Genomic DNA, 17783 nt, shown 5'->3' with positions numbered 1-17783 from the left:
TTAGAAATCTAATTTTTAAGTTTTGTTTGTTTGGCTTTTATTTTCTACGCAACCTAACTTCCAGATAAATGGGTTTTTTGCCATTTGTTTTTCCTTTGGCTGAGTTAGAGGTGGGTCAACATCTCTATTGGCAAATTGGAAATTTTAGAATTCACGGCCAAGTCTTTATGACTTCATGGCTTCTAATAGGCGCTTTGCTTGCCTTAGTTGTCATTGGTACTAAAAAAATGGAACGTGATCCAAAGGGTGTTCAGAACCTTTTGGAATTTCTTTGGGATTACATACGTGATCTAGCAAGAACACAAATTGGTGAGAAGGTTTATAGAGATTGGATGCCTTTCATCGGAACCCTCTTTTTGTTCATTTTCGTGAGCAATTGGGGCGGAGCACTAGTTCCCTGGAAGCTGATCGAACTCCCAAGTGGTGAACTTGGGGCTCCAACAGCTGACATAAATACAACTGTTGCTCTAGCACTACTGGTATCTCTTTCATATTTCTATGCGGGTTTGAGCAATAAGGGTTTGCGTTACTTCGAGTACTACGTTCACCCAACGCCAATAATGCTCCCATTCAAAATTGTAGAAGATTTTACAAAGCCTTTATCTCTCTCTTTCCGTTTATTTGGAAACATTTTGGCAGATGAACTTGTTGTAGCGGTACTTGTTTTCCTAGTACCCCTTGTTCTTCCAGTTCCAGTTATGTTTCTAGGCTTGTTTACTAGTGCTATTCAAGCTCTGATTTTTGCAACTCTTGCTGCTTATTACATCGGGGAAGCAGTTGAAGAGCATCATTAATCATGATTTTTTGCTACTGAAATAACTTTTCAATGGCAAATTACTTGCTTTGAGGTCTGAAATTCTTTCAGTATCATCTCAAGAACTATGAGATGCCCCCCTCGCAGGTATAAACTCCCGGTCACAACTCTTAAGCGTTAAAAGCGCTACACATCTTTAGCTGAATTATGGATTCCATTACCACCGCCGCATCAGTTGTTGCAGCTGGGTTAGCTGTAGGCCTTGGCGCAATAGGCCCTGGTATCGGTCAGGGTAGTGCTGCACAAGGCGCAGTAGAGGGTATAGCCCGTCAACCAGAAGCTGAGGGAAAAATCAGAGGTACTTTGCTTCTTTCTTTCGCATTCATGGAATCACTCACCATTTATGGTCTTGTGGTTGCATTGGTTCTTCTCTTTGCTAACCCTTTTGCTGGTTGAATATTTCAAAAATGGGCTGATTGAGTAAATCAATTAATTTGATTAACTTTCAGCCCAAACATTTGAAAATTCTTTAGCAAATTTCAATTGCCGTTATGCGGCTCGCTTAAATTCTTGCACCCCTAGCTAATGCCAACTTTGTTTTTGTTTGGTGCCTCTGAGGGAGGTCTGTTTGATTTCGATGCAACACTTCCGCTGATGGCGGTTCAGGTTGTATTACTTACTTTCATACTTAATGCTCTTTTCTTCAAACCTGTAGGACGGGTAGTTGAAGAAAGAGAGGATTATGTAAATACAAGTCGGGCAGAAGCAAAGAAAAAAATCTCTGAGGTTGAACGACTAGAGACTGAGCTTAAAGATCAGCTCAAAGAAGCTCGTCTTGAAGCTCAGAAAGTCATTCTTGAGGCAGAGCAGGATTCTGAGAATCTTTATAAAGAAGCTCTTGCTCTTGCTACTTCAGAGGCAAATGCATCAAGAGAGAAAGCTAGGCGTGAGATTGATTCACAAAGAGATGAAGCTCTTAATCAACTTAAAAGCGAGGCTGACAATCTTGGTGATTTGATTATTGACAGACTCTTGGCAAAAAAATGACTTCTTTAATTTTCGCTTCCGAAGGCTTTGGCCTAAATTTAAATATTTTTGAGACCAACATTATCAACTTAGCTGTTGTTGTTTTTGGTCTCTATAAGTTCTTGCCAGGCTTTTTAGGAAAAATTCTTGAAAGACGAAGAACTACAATCCTTTCTGACTTGAAAGAAGCAGAAGAGCGTTTAGCTCAAGCACAAGATTCTCTTTCACAAGCAAAAGACGAGCTTGCCTCGGCCAAGCAAAAAGCAGACAAAATCAGAAATGATTGCAAAGCTAGAGCAGAAGCAATTCGTCTAGAGAGTGAAAAAAGAACTGTTGAGGAAATGGCAAGAATTAAACAAGGCGCTGCATCTGACTTAAATGCTGAAGCTGCAAGAGTCACTTCTCAATTAAGAAAAGAGGCTGCAGAACTTGCTATTGAAAAAGCATTAGCAATGCTTCCTAAAAAGTTAGATTCAAATACTCAAGATAATTTTCTTAAACAGTCAATTAGAAATATTGGAGACAACTAATGCCACTACTTAATACTATTACTACTCCATATGCTGAAGCGTTTCTTCAAGTTGCTGAGAGCAGAAACGAAGTGGATGAAGTAGTAACTCAAGCTAAATCTATTTTAGAACTTTGGAATACTTGCCCTGAATTTAGTGATGCTATGGCATCGCCAGTTTTAGAGGTTAATCAGAAGAAAGCAGCTTTAGAAAAGCTTTTCTCTAGTCAGGTTACTCCCTCTTTCTTAAACCTTCTAAAACTTTTGGCAGATCGACAGAGAATAGGATTGTTGAATTCTGTTCTTGAAAGATTATTGGAAATCTATCGAGAACAAAGAAATATTGCTTTAGCAACAATTACTTCAGCTTCGGCTTTAAATGAAGATCAACAATCTGAGCTACTCAAGAAAGTACAATCTATAGCTGGTACAGATAATTTAGAAATCGATCTCAAAGTCGACTCTGAATTGCTAGGTGGCTTTGTGGTCAATGTTGGATCAAAGGTCATTGATGCCAGCATCGCAGGGCAAGTTAGGCGACTTGGTCTTGCTTTGGCCAAAGTCAGCTAATTCTCTACTGACTTTCTTCCTCTTCTTTCTTCTTTTCCTCTTCCCCAACTTAAGTTAATCCCATGGTTTCTATACGTCCCGACGAGATCAGTTCAATCCTTAAACAGCAGATTGCTGATTACGATAAATCAGTTTCTGTGAGCAATGTAGGTACTGTTTTACAAATTGGTGATGGTATCGCAAGAGTTTATGGCCTTGAAAAGGTTATGGCAGGTGAACTAGTTGAATTTGAAGATGGAACAGAAGGAATTGCTCTAAACCTTGAGGATGACAATGTTGGTGTTGTTTTGATGGGTGAAGCTTTAGGAGTACAAGAGGGCAGCACAGTTAAAGCAACTGGAAAGATTGCTTCAGTCCCAGTTGGTGAGGCAATGCTGGGAAGAGTTGTTAATCCTCTTGGACAGCAAATTGATGGAAAAGGAGAGATGGCTACAACTGACTCAAGATTAATTGAGTCAATAGCTCCTGGAATTATTAAAAGAAAGTCAGTTCATGAGCCTATGCAAACGGGCATCACATCTATTGATGCGATGATCCCTATTGGAAGAGGGCAGAGAGAGTTGATTATTGGAGATCGTCAAACAGGTAAAACTGCAATAGCAATCGATACAATCATCAACCAAAAAGGTCAAGATGTTGTTTGTGTTTATGTAGCGGTTGGTCAAAAACAAGCATCAGTTGCAAATGTAGTTGAAGTTCTCAAAGAAAAAGGAGCTTTGGATTACACGATTATTGTTAATGCAGGGGCATCTGAAGCTGCAGCCTTGCAATATTTAGCTCCTTACACAGGGGCAGCAATTGCTGAGCACTTTATGTATCAAGGTAAGGCGACACTAGTTATTTATGACGACTTAACAAAGCAAGCGCAGGCTTATAGGCAAATGTCATTGCTTTTACGTCGTCTACCTGGTCGTGAAGCATATCCAGGAGATGTTTTTTATTGCCATAGTCGTTTACTTGAAAGGGCTGCAAAACTTTCTGACGCGATGGGTGCAGGATCAATGACCTCCCTACCTATTATTGAAACCCAGGCTGGTGACGTTTCTGCTTATATTCCAACCAACGTTATTTCAATTACTGATGGTCAGATCTTCTTGAGTTCAGATTTATTCAACTCTGGTTTAAGACCTGCTATTAACGTTGGTATATCAGTTAGTCGAGTAGGAGGAGCTGCGCAAACAAAAGCTATCAAGAAAATTGCAGGTACTTTAAAACTTGAACTAGCTCAGTTTGATGAACTTGCGGCATTCTCTCAATTTGCTTCAGATCTTGATGAGGCTACTCAAAAGCAGTTAGGTAGAGGAAAGAGGCTAAGAGAACTCCTTAAACAACCTCAATTTGACCCTCTAAATTTAGCTGAACAAGTAGCTATTGTTTATGCAGGTGTGAAAGGATTGATTGATGAGGTGCCTGAGGAGGAAGTGACAAAGTTTGCTCGTGAATTGCGTGATTATCTAAAAACGAATAAGGCTGATTTCATTAAGAATGTTCTCTCTGAAAAAGTCTTAAGTGAAGAATCCGAATCAATACTTAAAGACGCTATAAACGAGGTTAAATCCTCCATGCTTGCGGCTTGAATACAAAGGCTATCTAAGAGAGACAATCACCTATGGCTAACCTCAAGGACATAAGAGACAGAATTGTATCTGTCAAAAACACCAGGAAAATCACAGAAGCGATGAGACTCGTCGCTGCTGCAAAAGTTAGGAGAGCACAGGATCAGGTCCTACGAAGTAGACCTTTTGCTGATCGATTGGCAAGGGTGTTAGAAAATATACAATCAAGAATGCAGTTTGAAGCTGCAGACTCTCCTCTGCTCAATAAACGTGAAGTTAAGACAATTACTCTCTTAGCTGTGACTGGAGATAGAGGATTATGTGGGGGCTACAACGCAAATATTATTAAACGAACAGAGAAACGCTACGCTGAATTAAAAGGTCAGGGATATAATCCCGATCTAGTTTTAATTGGTAAGAAAGCGATAGGATATTTCGAGAATAGATCTAGTCTTTATAATATAAGAGCTACTTTTAAAGAATTAGAACAAGTTCCGACTGCAGAAGATGCCAGCTCCATTACTAGTGAAGTATTAGCAGAATTTATTTCTGAGAGTACTGATCGAGTAGAGGTAATTTTTACCAAGTTTGTAAGCTTGGTTAGTTGTAATCCAACAATACAAACTCTTTTACCTTTAGATCCTCAAGGAATAGCAGATTCAGAAGATGAAATTTTTAGATTAACTACAAAAGACAGCCAACTAATTATTGAGAAAGATTCTGCTCCTTCAAATGAAGAGCCCAAATTACCATCGGATATTGTTTTTGAACAAAGTCCTGATCAACTTTTGAATGCTCTTTTACCTCTTTATTTACAGAATCAATTACTACGTGCATTACAGGAGTCTGCTGCTTCAGAGTTGGCAAGTAGAATGACTGCAATGAATAACGCTAGTGATAATGCTAAGGAATTAGCTAAAAATCTTACTATTGACTATAACAAGGCTAGACAAGCCGCAATTACGCAAGAAATTTTAGAAGTTGTAGGTGGCGCTGCAGCGTAGTTTCTTATCTGTCTCTAACTTGACAAATCTTTAAAGTATCAGTAATTAAATTAATAAAGTGAATCTTGAATTTATAGAATTAGACCTTGATTGGCCTTCTGAATTAAGTATTTTTGATTTAAAAAATTATATTCTATCTAGGCTAATCGAATATGGAGAACCACTTAGGTGGGCCATTACTTCCGTGACTACTCATTCGGAAAAAAAAATTCAAATAATATCGCTCGAAGTTGTTTTGATTATTAATCAAGATAAGGGAAAAGTTAATAATACTGAATTGAATTGACTTAATTTCTTTATGACTAAGGTTGAACCTTTGCCAACATTGTTAATTATTCCTACTGGCATAGGGTGCAATGTCGGTGGATACGCAGGGGATGCAATCCCTGCTGCAAGATTATTGGCTTCTGCTAGTGAATGTTTAATAACTCATCCCAATGTTATGAATGGTGGATCTTTATATTGGCCAGATACTTGTATCCAATATGTAGAAGGATATAGTTTAAATCTTTTTGCCGCTGGAGAAGTTTTTCTAAAACCAGTAAGACAACAAAAAGTAGGTTTACTATTAGATGCTGGCTTAGAATCTGATTTAAAGAAAAGACATTTACAAGTTGCTGATGGTTGTGTTGCAAGTTTGGGGCTAGATATTGGTCCTGTAATTACCACTGAAACGCCTATAGGAATCAATCTAAAAAAAGGTTTAAGTGGCTCAAGTTGGGGGGATATCGAAAAACCAGATGTTCTTTTGAGAGGAGCTGAAAAACTTAAGAAAGCTGGTGCAACAGCAATTGCTGTAATAACTCGCTTCCCTGATGATAGTGACGAGTATGAAACTAAACTTTATCGTCAAGGTAATGGTGTAGATCTTATCGCGGGGGTCGAAGCTGTAATAAGTCATTTTCTTGTAAAACATTTATTGATTCCATGTGCACATGCACCGGGGTTAGCGCCGTTACCAATTGATTATGATCTAGATCCCCGAACCTCTGGAGAGGAGATCGGATATACATTTTTGCAAAGTGTTTTAGTTGGTCTTAGTCGTGCGCCTGATCTTATCTGTAAGTCAGCCATAAAAACCCAAGAAAATGTTTTTTTACAGGTGAAAACTTTTCTAAGTAATAGAGATTTAGGAGCCGTTGTTGTTCCACAGGGAGCACTAGGTGGCGAAGCGGTTTTGTCTTGTATCGAAAGATTTATTCCTTTGATCATTGTTTCTAATCAAGGAGTATTAAATGTTACCTCTACAAAGATGAGGCTTGATTACTTGAGTGGTGATAAAGATAAGAATATTTTTTATGCTGAGAATTATTTGGAGGCTGCAGGATTAATAACAGCTTTACGTCAAGGGATTAATATCAAATCTCTGCAAAGACCAATTAATTGCTTAAAGGAATTGAATGATGTATAGAAGTAAATTAAAGGATTTATCTTGACGCTATTGGCTTTTTCCACCCACTTCCAAAAGCTTGATTACTGATTTTCAATAAAGGAGGTGCTTGATAACGTTTGAATTCAGCGTTCTTTAATAAGTTGGCTACTTTATGTACGATTTTTTTATCAAATCCTTTTTCTATGAGGATTTCAATTGGTAAGTGCTCTTCAATTAATCCTTTAAGTATTGGATCAAGAATGAAATAATCAGGCAAAGAGTCACTATCTAATTGTTCTGGTCGTAATTCAGCACTGGGAGGTTTGTTTCTTATTTCAGAGCTTATAATTTCTCCTTTTTCAGGGAGAAGGAAATCATTTCTACAACTGCATGACGACTCACTATCTATCCAATTACATAGATCAAATACACTTGTCTTGTAAAGATCCCCAATTACAGACAAACCTCCGTTCATGTCTCCGTAAAGGGTGCAATATCCTACGGCCAGTTCTGACTTGTTTCCTGTAGATAGAAGCAAATGTTTTTTTTGATTTGCTACAGCCATCAAGATTGTTCCTCTAATACGAGATTGTAGATTTTCAGCTGTGATACCAGTTGGTATACCCCATGTTGAATTGGATAAAACATCGTTAAAACTATTCATTACATCTGAAATCGGAATCTTTTGATGCTTTATTCCAAGTCGATTAGCTAATGTCGTTGCATCTTTTACAGATCCTGCTGAACTCCATGGAGAGGGCATTAAAATCGCATGTACTTTAGAGATGCCTAAAGCTGCTACTGCAATAGTTGCTACTAGAGCTGAGTCGATCCCCCCACTTAATCCAATAACGGCACTGTTGAAATTACATTTTCTTGCATAATCTTTAACTCCAAGAACTAAAGCTCTGAAAAGTACTTCCTGTGATGTTGGATATGTACTTGATATGGAAGGTTGTTGTTTGAGGGAAGATGTGTCAAAAAGGGAAACTGACTCTTTAAAGGCAGGAAGTTCTTGTTGTAACTCGCCTTTCTTATTAAGAGCAAAACTAGAACCGTCAAAGATTAATTCATCATTTCCTCCTACTTGATTGACATAGATCACTGGGCATGAAAGACGAATCGCTGCTTTGGCAGCTATTCGTTGGCGTAATAAACTTTTCGATTCAATAAATGGAGAAGCTGAAAGATTGATAAGCAAATCTAATTTTTCTTTTTCTAGAGATTTTATAGGATCTTTTCCTCGAATCTTTTCATTTTGAAGATTTTGCTCAACCCATATGTCTTCACAAATAGTTATGCCGATCTTCCAAAGTTTTTCTTGGGAATTAAAATTTAAAACACTACTATTCTTTGCAGAACGAAAATAACGTTTTTCATCAAAAACATCGTAAGTGGGTAGGAGTTGCTTCCTCGCTACGATTCTCCAAGTACCTTTTTCTAAAATAACAACTGAATTGTAGAGTTTAGGAATATCTATATCTGGAGTTGGTTCTGCAATACCTAGTAATACAGATAAGTTTTGCCTAAGATTACTTAACCTTTTACTTAATTTGTTTAGTACATCTTTTTCCTTTTCAAATAGACGTGGATTAAATAATAAGTCTTTTGGAGGGTAGCCGATCAAAGAAAGCTCTGGTGTTATTACTAGATCCACATCCTTGTTTTTGATCTCTTCGCACACTTCATATATTTTCTCGGCATTGCCGTCGAGATCTCCAATGACTGGATTGAGTTGGGCTAATGCTAATTTCATTATCTGCTGTCCGCGAGACCGTAAAGATTCTCTTCAAGAAGAAACGGGACAAGTTCTCGAGGGACAAGTCCTTCTTGAGGTCTCTCTCTAAATTTTGAACTTGATGATTCAGGTATTTTAAAAGGTAATAGATTAAATTCACCTCCAAGTTTTTTAATCTCTTTTAATTGTTTATCGCTAATTGGCCATCCATCTCTCATCGCGATAGCTATTGTTGCTTTATTAAGAATAGACTTAGCATTAAGCCACTTTGGAACTTCAAGAACTAAATCACTACCAATAACAAAACTAAAACTAGCTTCAGGCCATAGTTGGAGAGCTTTTGTTAAAGTATGAATTGTCCTAGGGCTACTTAATTCTTGAACTATCTCTAATTTAGGATGTGAGATTTTTTTTACCAGAATTCTTAAAAGCTGAGTTCTTTTTAGAAGTGGAAGTTGATGCTTTTTATCAGGGTTATCACTTGCCCATGTTATAACTTTTGGGAAGATTTTTGTTAATTCACTCAACAAGGCCTCGTGACCAAGAGTCGGTGGATCAGCGCTTGTACCAAATAAGGCTATTGAATTTATTTCGGCTTTCATGGCAATAAATAATTTTTATTTTTTTCCGTACTTGATCTCAGAAATTTAAAGTCACCAAGCATTATTCTTAAGTCTGAATTTCTTTTGAGAAGATAGTTCAACATTAATCTAGGCCTGCCATCATTCCTATTTGTCCCCATTAGAAATTTATAAGCTGCGAGACGACCTATAAGCTTTGTCGTTTGAATAGCAAGAACTGCTTGAACAATTGCTATAGGAGCTGTAGGCGCAAGGCTTAATCCTCCAGTAAGAGGTGCAGCAAGGATCAGTACTTGCTTGAAAATATTTAAAGTAATTTGTATTCCTATTTGTGCACCTCCTAGTAATGAATTTTGAAAACTAAGCTTTTTTACTAATTGTCTTGCGGAGGGACCACCTACTTCTAAACCATATAATTTACTTAGTTGGATAATAAGAGCACTATCAAAAGCTAGACCGGTAATAAGGTCAATCATTATAAAGGGATTAATTGCTACTCCTGAGGCTTTTAAAGTTGCATATTTGCCGATTAAACTTTGTGCTGCTTCTCTCTTTTTCAGTAGTCGTCCCTCCTTTAATAATTTGTAGAATTGGTCTGCAATTCTTAGACTATTTATAGAAAGGAATAATTCACCGCTTTGATCAATAATATCTTTAAGTTCGTTCTTGAGAATATCAACTTTAGGCATTTTTTTTTCACTTCTAATAGTTCCGTCTGGTTTTATTTTTGCTTCTCTTGGCGATGAAGATACTAGAGCGATTTTAATCTTTTGTTTGTAAAATGATAATTTTCTGTGAATACTGGAGAGGATTAGTTTCGTCTCTTTTTTATCCCATTGATCACAACGATTTAAAACTAGTAGTATGGGTTTGTTATTCCTTAATAGCTCTTCAATGGAATCCAAGTCGATTCGTGTTATGTCACTATCAATTACAAAAAGAATTAAATCTGTATCTAATACATAATTAAAATGTATTTCTTCTTTATTAGAATTATTTATTTCATCTATACCAGGTGAGTCTATTAGTTCAACCTTGTTTAAGCTTTTAAATCTTTTACACCATTGATAAGAGCTACTAGTCTTTGTATTACCGTTGAGTATATCTGTTGGGAATATTTGCTTTTCAACTAATGCATTTAATAAGCTTGATTTACCAACTCCAACTCGACCGTAAACTGATATTTGTAGTTCTTTCCTTTGTAATTTATTTATTTGAAAATCAAGTTGATTTAAAATGTCTTCATATTTTGATCTCTCGTAATTTGTAAGATTTAAATTTTTTTTCCATTCATTAAGGGAAAAATTGCATTTATTAGGTATATCTCTTTTGTTTATCATTTATTTGATTTCCTCCACCAACCAGCTAAAACGGCCAAGACAGCTTCTGCTCCAATTAAACCAACAAATCCACCAAACTCATCGACCACAACTCTGACTCCGTTTTTGTCTTCATTAAAACCAAGAAGTAGTCTGTCTACTCGAATCATTTCTGGTACAAATTCTACATTTTCGCTTAGGTCGTAAGGAGTTAAATGAGAGTCTCCTTTAAGTAAAGAGGCTAATAGCTTTTCACGATTAGCAACACCAACAACCTTGTCTACTTCTTCACCTAATACTACCCACCATGTGGCATTATTTTCTATTAAGTTTGATTTAACAGATTGCAAAGAAACTCTTCCTGGAAGTGTTGGAGCAGCAACGCGTGGAGTCATTAGATCTTTAGCAGTAAGATCATTAAGCTGAAAGACTTTGGATATCATTGCAGCCTCATCTGCTTCTATTTGACCTATTTGGGATCCAAGTCTAGCCATCTGTCTTATTTCTTCTTCGTCTGTTGTAAGCTCGCTCTTTGCAGTGATAATAGGTAGTAGACGTTCAAGAACTATTAGCAATGGACGCATAATTACACTTAGGAAATCAAGGACAGGAGCACTTGTTAAACTTATTTGCAATGCAAGCCTTGTGCCGAGTGCTTTAGGAACAATTTCTCCAAGAAGTAAAACAAGAATGGTTAGGCCAATAAAAAATATTGGTTTTACATTTCCGATTCTATTTTGAAATATAAAACTTGCGTAGCTACCAACCATTAAACTTCCAAAAATATTGAAACTGTTATTAGCAATGGTTACTACAGTTAGAGTTCTTCCAATGCGGTGACGTAATTTTTCTAATCTTCTAGCTCCTAGTACTTTTGGTTTTCTTCTGGCAAGCTCATGTACGCGTAATGGGTTGACAGCCAATAATGCTGCTTCTATCCCTGAGCACATTGCAGAACCCATTAAAATAAACGCTATAAGAGCAGTTAACAGCAAAATGTCTTGGCTCATCGCCTAAAGATTTTTGAGAGAGTAAGGATCTTTTGTTTTTATTTTTCCACTAAGTTAGTTCTCTTGCCATCCTTAAGAGTAAATAGGATTATTTTTGTGGCTGATTCAAGCGTTTATCGTCGCCGTAGAGACATATTTTTGTCACATTTAGGCGAATATGCCGCTATTATCCCCGCTGCAGAACTCGTTACTCATCATGCAGATTGTGAATATCCATTCAGGCAAAATAGTGATTTTTGGTATTTAACTGGTTTTGATGAGCCCAATGCAGTGGCGTTGTTTTTACCTCATAAACCCAAGGGGGAGCAATATGTATTGTTCGTATTGCCTAAAGAGTCTGCAGCAGAGGTTTGGACAGGCTTTAGGTGGGGAACAAAAGGAGTTTTAGATAATTTTGATGTTGATATATCTCATCCTTTAAATGAATTACCAAACCTTTTACCTCATTATTTAAAAGGAGCTGAAGGGATTGCTTTTCGAGTTGGGAAACATCCAAGTTTGGAACCTTTGGTCTTGAAAACTTGGTCTGAGCATTTACAAAAACTTCCAAGGAGTGGTTTCGCTCCGTTGTCAATGATTGCACCTTGCCCAATACTTCATGATCTGAGACTTCGTAAGGATGTGTTTGAAATAGAAAGGATGCGTATTGCATCAGAAATTTCTGCAGAGGGCCATGAAATAGTTAGAGGATTTGCTCGCCCAGGGATGAATGAGAGAGACTTACAGGCTCAAATAGAAAAATATTTTCTTGAAAAGGGGACAAGAGGACCTGCTTATGGCTCAATAGTTGCTTCAGGAGATAATGCATGCGTACTTCATTACACAGCAAATAATTCAGACATAAGAGATGGAGAGCTTGTTTTGATAGATGCAGGCTGCTCTTTGGGTGATTATTACAATGGTGATATAACAAGAACCTTTCCTGCTAATGGCAAGTTTTCTGTAGAACAAAAAGCTTTATATGAAATCACTCTCAAAGCTCAAGAAGCCGCAATTCGATGTGTTCGTCCGGGTGGTAACGCGGAGAATGTACATATGACTGCTTTAAAGCATCTTGTTGAAGGTTTAATTGATATTGGCCTATTAGTAGGTGAAGTGGATTCGATAATTGAACAAGAAGCTTACTCCCATTTGTATATGCATCGAACTGGGCATTGGTTAGGTCTAGATGTTCATGATGTGGGGGCATATCGACTTGGTGATTATCATATGAAACTTGAGCCTGGTATGGTTTTAACAGTTGAACCTGGTATTTACATCAGCGACCGTTTAGCAGTACCAGAGGGTCAGCCTGAGATAGATGAGAGGTGGAAGGGCATTGGGATTCGTATTGAAGATGATGTTTTAGTAACAAAAGATTCTGTAGAAGTATTGAGTAGTAGTGCGGCTAAGAATGTGATTGATTTGGAAAATTAATTGAATTTATTAAGTGATTATTTTAAGAAAATCTGTTTAATTAATTTGTCTATGTTTAATTGAATTTCCCCAAACATTTTTCTACTTTCATAATCTCATCATTATCGAATAGTAGAAAACCTATTGAATTCCTACTCTAGTAATTCAAATAGGTCCTGGTTCCTGTTAAGTTAGTACTTTGTTAGCTAGTTGAAAACTTAGAAATGATGGTTTCTGAAGAGGCTGGTACTGTTCAAGAAGATGTAACAAGTACTGAGGCAAGCACACAATCTGAAAATCAAGGAAAAGTTAGTTCTGAAGAGACAAAATCAGGTCGACCAAGTGCACTTGGAGGTGCTGCAGCATTGGCAACTGCAACGATAGATGCAGATGGAGTCCCTTCAGGACATACCCCAAAGGCAGATGAAGGGAGATTTTTATTGAAAATTCTTTGGTTGCCAGACAACGTAGCTTTAGCTGTTGATCAAATTGTTGGAGGAGGACCTAGTCCACTTACAGCCTATTTCTTTTGGCCAAGAGAGGATGCATGGGAAACACTAAAGTCTCAATTGGAAGAAAAAAGTTGGATTACTGATAATGAAAGAGTGGAAGTATTAAACAAAGCGACAGAGGTGATTAATTATTGGCAAGAGGAAGGGAAAGGAAAAACCTTAGAACAAGCCAAAGTTAAATTCCCTGATGTAACCTTCTGCGGTACGGCATAAATAATAATTGAACAAAATTTTTGCTCAAAGAAAAAATTTTTTTTTAACTTTTAGTCAGATTTTGAAGCTTGAAACCAAGCTTTCGCTTTATTCAATGCTTCTTGAGCCTTAATCTTTTCAGGGGAGGTATCTTTGTCTTGAGTTTGATTTAGTTGATTTTTAGCTTGTTCTAACTCAGCCTCAGCTTGAGCAGAATCAATATTTCTGCCTAACTCAGCTTTATTTACTAAAACTGTAACTTCATTGGATTCAACTTCTGCGAAGCCTCCCGATAGGGCGATTGAATCCCAATTGCCGTTTTTAAAAACCCTTAGGACGCCAAAATCAATAGCTGTAACCATTGAAATGTGACCGGGTAGTATTCCCAATAGTCCAGTAGTGCTTGGAAGTATTATTTCATCAGCTGTATCGTCAAATACGCTCTGATCAGGAGCAAGCACTCGTAGAGTTAAAGTCATTTCTTGAGGATTTTAGAAAAACGTTGGCTGAAGGTTTTTGAGTATGAAAAAAGATTTTTAGGCTTTTGCTTCAGATTCTATTTTTTCTGCTTTAGCCTTTACTTCCTCAATGCTTCCAACAAGATAGAAAGCTTGCTCAGGCAGATGGTCTAGTTCTCCTGCAAGAATCATGTTGAAGCCTTTGATTGTGTCCTCTAATTTCACATATTTACCCGACATGCCTGTGAATATTTCAGCTACAAAGAATGGCTGAGATAGGAATTTCTCAATTTTTCGTGCACGATCTACTGTCTTTCTATCTTCTTCTGAAAGTTCGTCCAATCCTAGAATAGCAATGATATCCTGCAATTCTTTGTATCTTTGAAGTGTTGACTGCACTGCTCTGGCTGTGCGGTAGTGCTCATCACCCACAACAGATGGCTGCAACATGGTGCTAGTTGAGTCAAGTGGATCAACAGCAGGATAAATACCTTTAGCAGCAAGAGCTCTTGCTAGAACAGTAGTTGCATCTAGATGAGCAAAAGTAGTAGCAGGAGCAGGATCTGTTAAGTCGTCAGCAGGTACATAAACAGCTTGAATTGAGGTAATGGATCCCTCAAGGGTTGAGGTAATCCTTTCTTGAAGTTCTCCAACGTCAGTTCCTAATGTCGGTTGATATCCAACAGCTGAGGGCATACGACCTAATAATGCAGATACTTCTGATCCAGCCTGCACAAATCTGAAAATATTATCAATGAACAAAAGAACATCTTGCTTGTTTACATCACGAAAATGCTCAGCCATCGTTAAAGCTGATAGGCCAACTCTCATCCTTGCCCCTGGCGGCTCATTCATTTGACCAAAGCACAAAGCTACTTTTGACTTGGTTAGATCTTCTGAATTGATAACGCCAGATTCTTTAAATTCTTCATATAAATCGTTACCTTCTCTTGTTCTTTCTCCAACTCCCCCGAAAACTGAGACTCCTCCATGTTCTTTAGCAATATTGTTTATGAGCTCTTGAATGAGAACTGTTTTTCCTACGCCTGCTCCTCCAAATAAACCAACTTTTCCACCTTGACGGTATGGAGCAAGCAAATCAATAACTTTAATACCTGTCTCAAATACTTTTGGTTTGGTTTCTAAGTCTGTAAGGCTTGGAGCTGAACGGTGTATTGGTGAAGTTGTTACGTTTTTAAGATCGCCCTGCTCATCAACCGGTTCACCTAGGACGTTAAAAATTCTTCCAAGCGTTGCTTCACCAACAGGTACAGAAATGGGAGCTCCAGTATCTAAAGCTTCCATACCTCTAACTAATCCATCAGTTCCGCTCATGGCAACGGCTCTAACTCGATGATCACCTAGTAATTGTTGAACTTCTGCAGTCAGTGCAACATCTTGCCCAGCAGGATTTTTGCCTTCTATCCTTAAAGCATTAAGGATGGAAGGGAGTTTGCCCGCTGGGAATTCAACATCTAAAACAGGACCAATTACTTGGCGAACAATACCCTTAGTTCCAACGGTAGCGGTAGCAGAAGCGGCCATAAGATAACTAGAAACTTTGTGAGCATGCTCTGATTTGCATACTCTTATCAGCGGCTTAGACTACCACTTCACAGGCATTTTTTTTTAGTGTTCGGTCAACCGCACAGAATATATGTGGTCTTGAGAGTACTTAGATGCATAAATTAATACCGTTGGTAATGAGTAATACTCTTTATCGAGTCAGCGCTAAGCGCTTTTTGTTTTTTCTGCTACTGCACTAATTTATGGCAGCTGTATCTCTCAGCGTCTCCACTGTTAAGCCACTTGGAGATCGTGTATTTGTAAAAGTTTCTGAATCAGAAGAGAAGACGGCGGGAGGCATATTGCTTCCCGACACTGCTAAAGAGAAACCTCAAGTCGGTGAAGTTGCTCAGGTTGGTCCTGGAAAACGTAACGAAGATGGTTCTCGTCAATCTCCTGAAGTAAGTGTTGGAGACAATGTTCTCTACAGTAAGTACGCAGGTACTGATATCAAACTTGGCAGCGATGAGTACGTACTTCTCTCAGAGAAAGACATTCTGGCTGTCGTCAACTAAAACTCAGCTTTTCAGCTGAAGTCCAAACCAAAAAACTTTTCGAAATTAAAGGAAATCGCCTCTTATGGCTAAGCGCATCATTTACAACGAGCAAGCCCGCCGTGCACTCGAGCGAGGTATTGACATTTTGGCTGAATCAGTCGCAGTCACTTTAGGACCGAAAGGTCGTAATGTTGTTCTAGAGAAAAAGTTTGGTGCACCTCAAATAATCAATGATGGTGTAACAATCGCTAAAGAAATAGAACTCGAAGATCACATTGAAAACACTGGAGTTGCTCTAATTCGTCAAGCTGCGTCTAAAACCAATGATGCGGCAGGAGATGGCACAACCACAGCAACAGTTCTTGCTCATGCAATGGTCAAAGCTGGTTTAAAAAATGTTGCTGCAGGAGCGAATGCAATTACTTTGAAAAAGGGAATTGATAAGGCAACTGAATTTTTGGTTGAAAAAATAAAAGATCATTCGAAACCCATCAGTGACAGTAATGCAATTGCACAGTGTGGCACTATTGCTGCTGGTAATGATGAAGAAGTTGGCAAAATGATTGCTGATGCAATGGATAAAGTTGGCAAAGAAGGTGTTATTTCTCTAGAAGAAGGAAAATCAATGACCACTGAGTTAGAGGTCACTGAAGGAATGCGCTTTGATAAGGGATATATCTCTCCTTACTTTGCAACCGATACTGAGAGAATGGAAGCAGTGTTGGATGAGCCTTATATATTGCTTACGGACAAAAAAATAGGTTTAGTTCAAGATCTTGTTCCTGTTTTAGAACAAGTAGCAAAAACTGGTAAGCCTCTTTTAATAATTGCTGAAGACATAGAAAAAGAAGCTTTAGCTACTTTGGTGGTTAATAGGCTTAGAGGTGTTTTAAATGTTGCAGCGGTTAAAGCTCCTGGTTTTGGAGATCGCAGAAAAGCGATGCTCGAAGATATGGCTGTTTTAACAAATGGACAACTCATAACTGAGGATGCAGGCTTAAAACTTGAAAATGCCACTCTTGATATGCTTGGTACTTCAAGGCGAGTCACCATTAATAAAGACACATCCACAATTGTCGCTGAAGGTAATGAGGTAGCTGTTAAGGCTAGATGCGAACAAATTAAGAAGCAAATGGATGAGACTGACTCAACTTATGACAAAGAAAAGCTTCAAGAAAGATTGGCTAAACTATCCGGTGGCGTAGCTGTTGTGAAGGTTGGAGCCGCAACTGAGACTGAGATGAAAGATAAGAAACTTCGTTTAGAGGATGCTATTAATGCAACTAAAGCTGCAGTTGAAGAGGGAATAGTTCCTGGCGGTGGCACTACGCTTGCTCATTTAGCTCCTTCACTAGGCGATTGGTCCTCAGCTAATCTTTCAGGCGAGGAATTAATTGGAGCAAATATTGTTGAGGCTGCTCTTACTTCTCCACTTATGCGCATAGCTGAAAATGCCGGAGCTAATGGAGCAGTTGTTGCCGAGAATGTTAAATCTAAGCCAGTTAATGATGGATATAACGCCGCAACTGGCGAATATGTAGATATGCTCTCTGCGGGCATTGTGGATCCAGCCAAGGTAACCCGCTCTGGATTGCAAAATGCTGCTTCAATAGCTGGAATGGTTCTCACAACTGAATGCATAGTTGCTGATTTACCTGAGAAAAAAGAGGCAGCCCCCGCAGGTGGAATGGGAGGAGATTTTGATTATTAATTAATCATTTATCT

19 protein-coding genes are annotated in these 17783 nt (G+C 38.2%); 13 read left to right on the top strand and 6 right to left on the bottom strand.

What is annotated here, in order from left to right:
- Positions 1–68 precede the first annotated feature (68 nt).
- The 9 genes from atpB to O5633_RS06470 all read left to right on the top strand — a co-directional run bounded on the left by atpB (position 69) and on the right by O5633_RS06470 (position 6829).
- A complete protein-coding gene (atpB, locus tag O5633_RS06510; protein WP_269606848.1) occupies positions 69–794 on the top strand; it encodes a F0F1 ATP synthase subunit A in 726 nt (241 codons plus the stop codon).
- A 167-nt stretch (positions 795–961) separates the two neighbouring features.
- Positions 962–1210 (top strand): ATP synthase F0 subunit C, encoded by a 249-nt coding sequence (gene atpE, locus O5633_RS06505; RefSeq protein ID WP_011125758.1) that lies wholly within the window; start codon positions 962–964, stop codon positions 1208–1210.
- A gap of 129 nt (positions 1211–1339) precedes the next feature.
- Positions 1340–1801, top strand: coding sequence for a F0F1 ATP synthase subunit B' (locus O5633_RS06500; protein WP_269608828.1), 462 nt, complete (start codon positions 1340–1342; stop codon positions 1799–1801).
- A complete protein-coding gene (locus O5633_RS06495) occupies positions 1798–2310 on the top strand; it encodes a F0F1 ATP synthase subunit B (RefSeq protein WP_269608827.1) in 513 nt (170 codons plus the stop codon). The genes O5633_RS06500 and O5633_RS06495 overlap by 4 nt, the downstream gene beginning before the upstream one ends.
- On the top strand, positions 2310–2858 hold the full coding sequence (atpH, locus tag O5633_RS06490; RefSeq protein ID WP_269608826.1) for an ATP synthase F1 subunit delta: 549 nt from the start codon (positions 2310–2312) through the stop codon (positions 2856–2858). The genes O5633_RS06495 and atpH overlap by 1 nt, the downstream gene beginning before the upstream one ends.
- 62 nt (positions 2859–2920) lie before the next feature.
- On the top strand, positions 2921–4435 hold the full coding sequence (gene atpA, locus O5633_RS06485; protein ID WP_269608825.1) for a F0F1 ATP synthase subunit alpha: 1515 nt from the start codon (positions 2921–2923) through the stop codon (positions 4433–4435).
- A gap of 32 nt (positions 4436–4467) precedes the next feature.
- Positions 4468–5418, top strand: a complete 951-nt coding sequence (locus O5633_RS06480; RefSeq protein ID WP_269608824.1) for a F0F1 ATP synthase subunit gamma — start codon at positions 4468–4470, stop codon at positions 5416–5418.
- A gap of 58 nt (positions 5419–5476) precedes the next feature.
- Positions 5477–5704 (top strand): hypothetical protein, encoded by a 228-nt coding sequence (locus O5633_RS06475; RefSeq protein ID WP_269608823.1) that lies wholly within the window; start codon positions 5477–5479, stop codon positions 5702–5704.
- 12 nt (positions 5705–5716) lie between these two features.
- Positions 5717–6829 (top strand): DUF3326 domain-containing protein, encoded by a 1113-nt coding sequence (locus O5633_RS06470; protein ID WP_269608822.1) that lies wholly within the window; start codon positions 5717–5719, stop codon positions 6827–6829.
- 16 nt (positions 6830–6845) lie between these two features.
- Here the strand turns inward: O5633_RS06470 and O5633_RS06465 are convergent, their stop codons facing one another.
- The 4 genes from O5633_RS06465 to O5633_RS06450 are packed head-to-tail and all read right to left on the bottom strand — an operon-like array spanning position 6846 to position 11438.
- Positions 6846–8546, bottom strand: coding sequence for an NAD+ synthase (locus O5633_RS06465; RefSeq protein WP_269608821.1), 1701 nt, complete (start codon positions 8544–8546; stop codon positions 6846–6848).
- Positions 8546–9130: a nicotinate-nucleotide adenylyltransferase gene (locus tag O5633_RS06460; protein ID WP_269608820.1), complete on the bottom strand. Its 585-nt coding sequence runs from the start codon at positions 9128–9130 to the stop codon at positions 8546–8548. Before O5633_RS06460 ends, O5633_RS06465 begins: the two co-directional genes overlap by 1 nt.
- The gene (locus O5633_RS06455) at positions 9127–10449 is read right to left on the bottom strand and encodes a GTP-binding protein (protein ID WP_269608819.1); all 1323 of its coding nucleotides are present in this window, start codon (positions 10447–10449) and stop codon (positions 9127–9129) included. Before O5633_RS06455 ends, O5633_RS06460 begins: the two co-directional genes overlap by 4 nt.
- A complete protein-coding gene (locus tag O5633_RS06450; protein ID WP_269608818.1) occupies positions 10446–11438 on the bottom strand; it encodes a CNNM domain-containing protein in 993 nt (330 codons plus the stop codon). The genes O5633_RS06455 and O5633_RS06450 overlap by 4 nt, the downstream gene beginning before the upstream one ends.
- Positions 11439–11534: 96 nt before the next feature.
- Between O5633_RS06450 and O5633_RS06445 the strand changes: the two genes are divergently transcribed.
- Together O5633_RS06445 and O5633_RS06440 are read left to right on the top strand one after the other, a co-directional pair.
- Positions 11535–12854 (top strand): aminopeptidase P N-terminal domain-containing protein, encoded by a 1320-nt coding sequence (locus O5633_RS06445; RefSeq protein WP_269608817.1) that lies wholly within the window; start codon positions 11535–11537, stop codon positions 12852–12854.
- Between the two features lie 203 nt (positions 12855–13057).
- A complete protein-coding gene (locus O5633_RS06440) occupies positions 13058–13558 on the top strand; it encodes a 30S ribosomal protein PSRP-3 (protein WP_269608816.1) in 501 nt (166 codons plus the stop codon).
- A gap of 50 nt (positions 13559–13608) precedes the next feature.
- On the opposite strand, the gene atpC is transcribed toward O5633_RS06440, so the two are convergent.
- Both atpC and atpD read right to left on the bottom strand, forming a co-directional pair.
- Complete coding sequence (gene atpC, locus O5633_RS06435; RefSeq protein ID WP_269608815.1) at positions 13609–14016, bottom strand: ATP synthase F1 subunit epsilon; 408 nt, start codon at positions 14014–14016, stop codon at positions 13609–13611.
- A 57-nt stretch (positions 14017–14073) separates the two neighbouring features.
- Positions 14074–15540, bottom strand: a complete 1467-nt coding sequence (atpD, locus tag O5633_RS06430) for a F0F1 ATP synthase subunit beta (protein ID WP_269608814.1) — start codon at positions 15538–15540, stop codon at positions 14074–14076.
- Positions 15541–15764: 224 nt separating this feature from the next.
- On the opposite strand from atpD, the gene groES reads away from it, so the two are divergent.
- Together groES and groL are read left to right on the top strand one after the other, a co-directional pair.
- Positions 15765–16076, top strand: coding sequence for a co-chaperone GroES (groES, locus tag O5633_RS06425; RefSeq protein WP_269608813.1), 312 nt, complete (start codon positions 15765–15767; stop codon positions 16074–16076).
- Positions 16077–16140: 64 nt separating this feature from the next.
- The gene (gene groL, locus O5633_RS06420; protein WP_269608812.1) at positions 16141–17769 is read left to right on the top strand and encodes a chaperonin GroEL; all 1629 of its coding nucleotides are present in this window, start codon (positions 16141–16143) and stop codon (positions 17767–17769) included.
- Positions 17770–17783: the final 14 nt, after the last annotated feature.

The sequence above is a fragment of the Prochlorococcus marinus str. MIT 1013 genome (assembly GCF_027359395.1).
In the GTDB taxonomy this organism is placed as follows: domain Bacteria; phylum Cyanobacteriota; class Cyanobacteriia; order PCC-6307; family Cyanobiaceae; genus Prochlorococcus_B; species Prochlorococcus_B marinus_E.
This window is presented reverse-complemented; position numbering and strand designations above follow the sequence as displayed.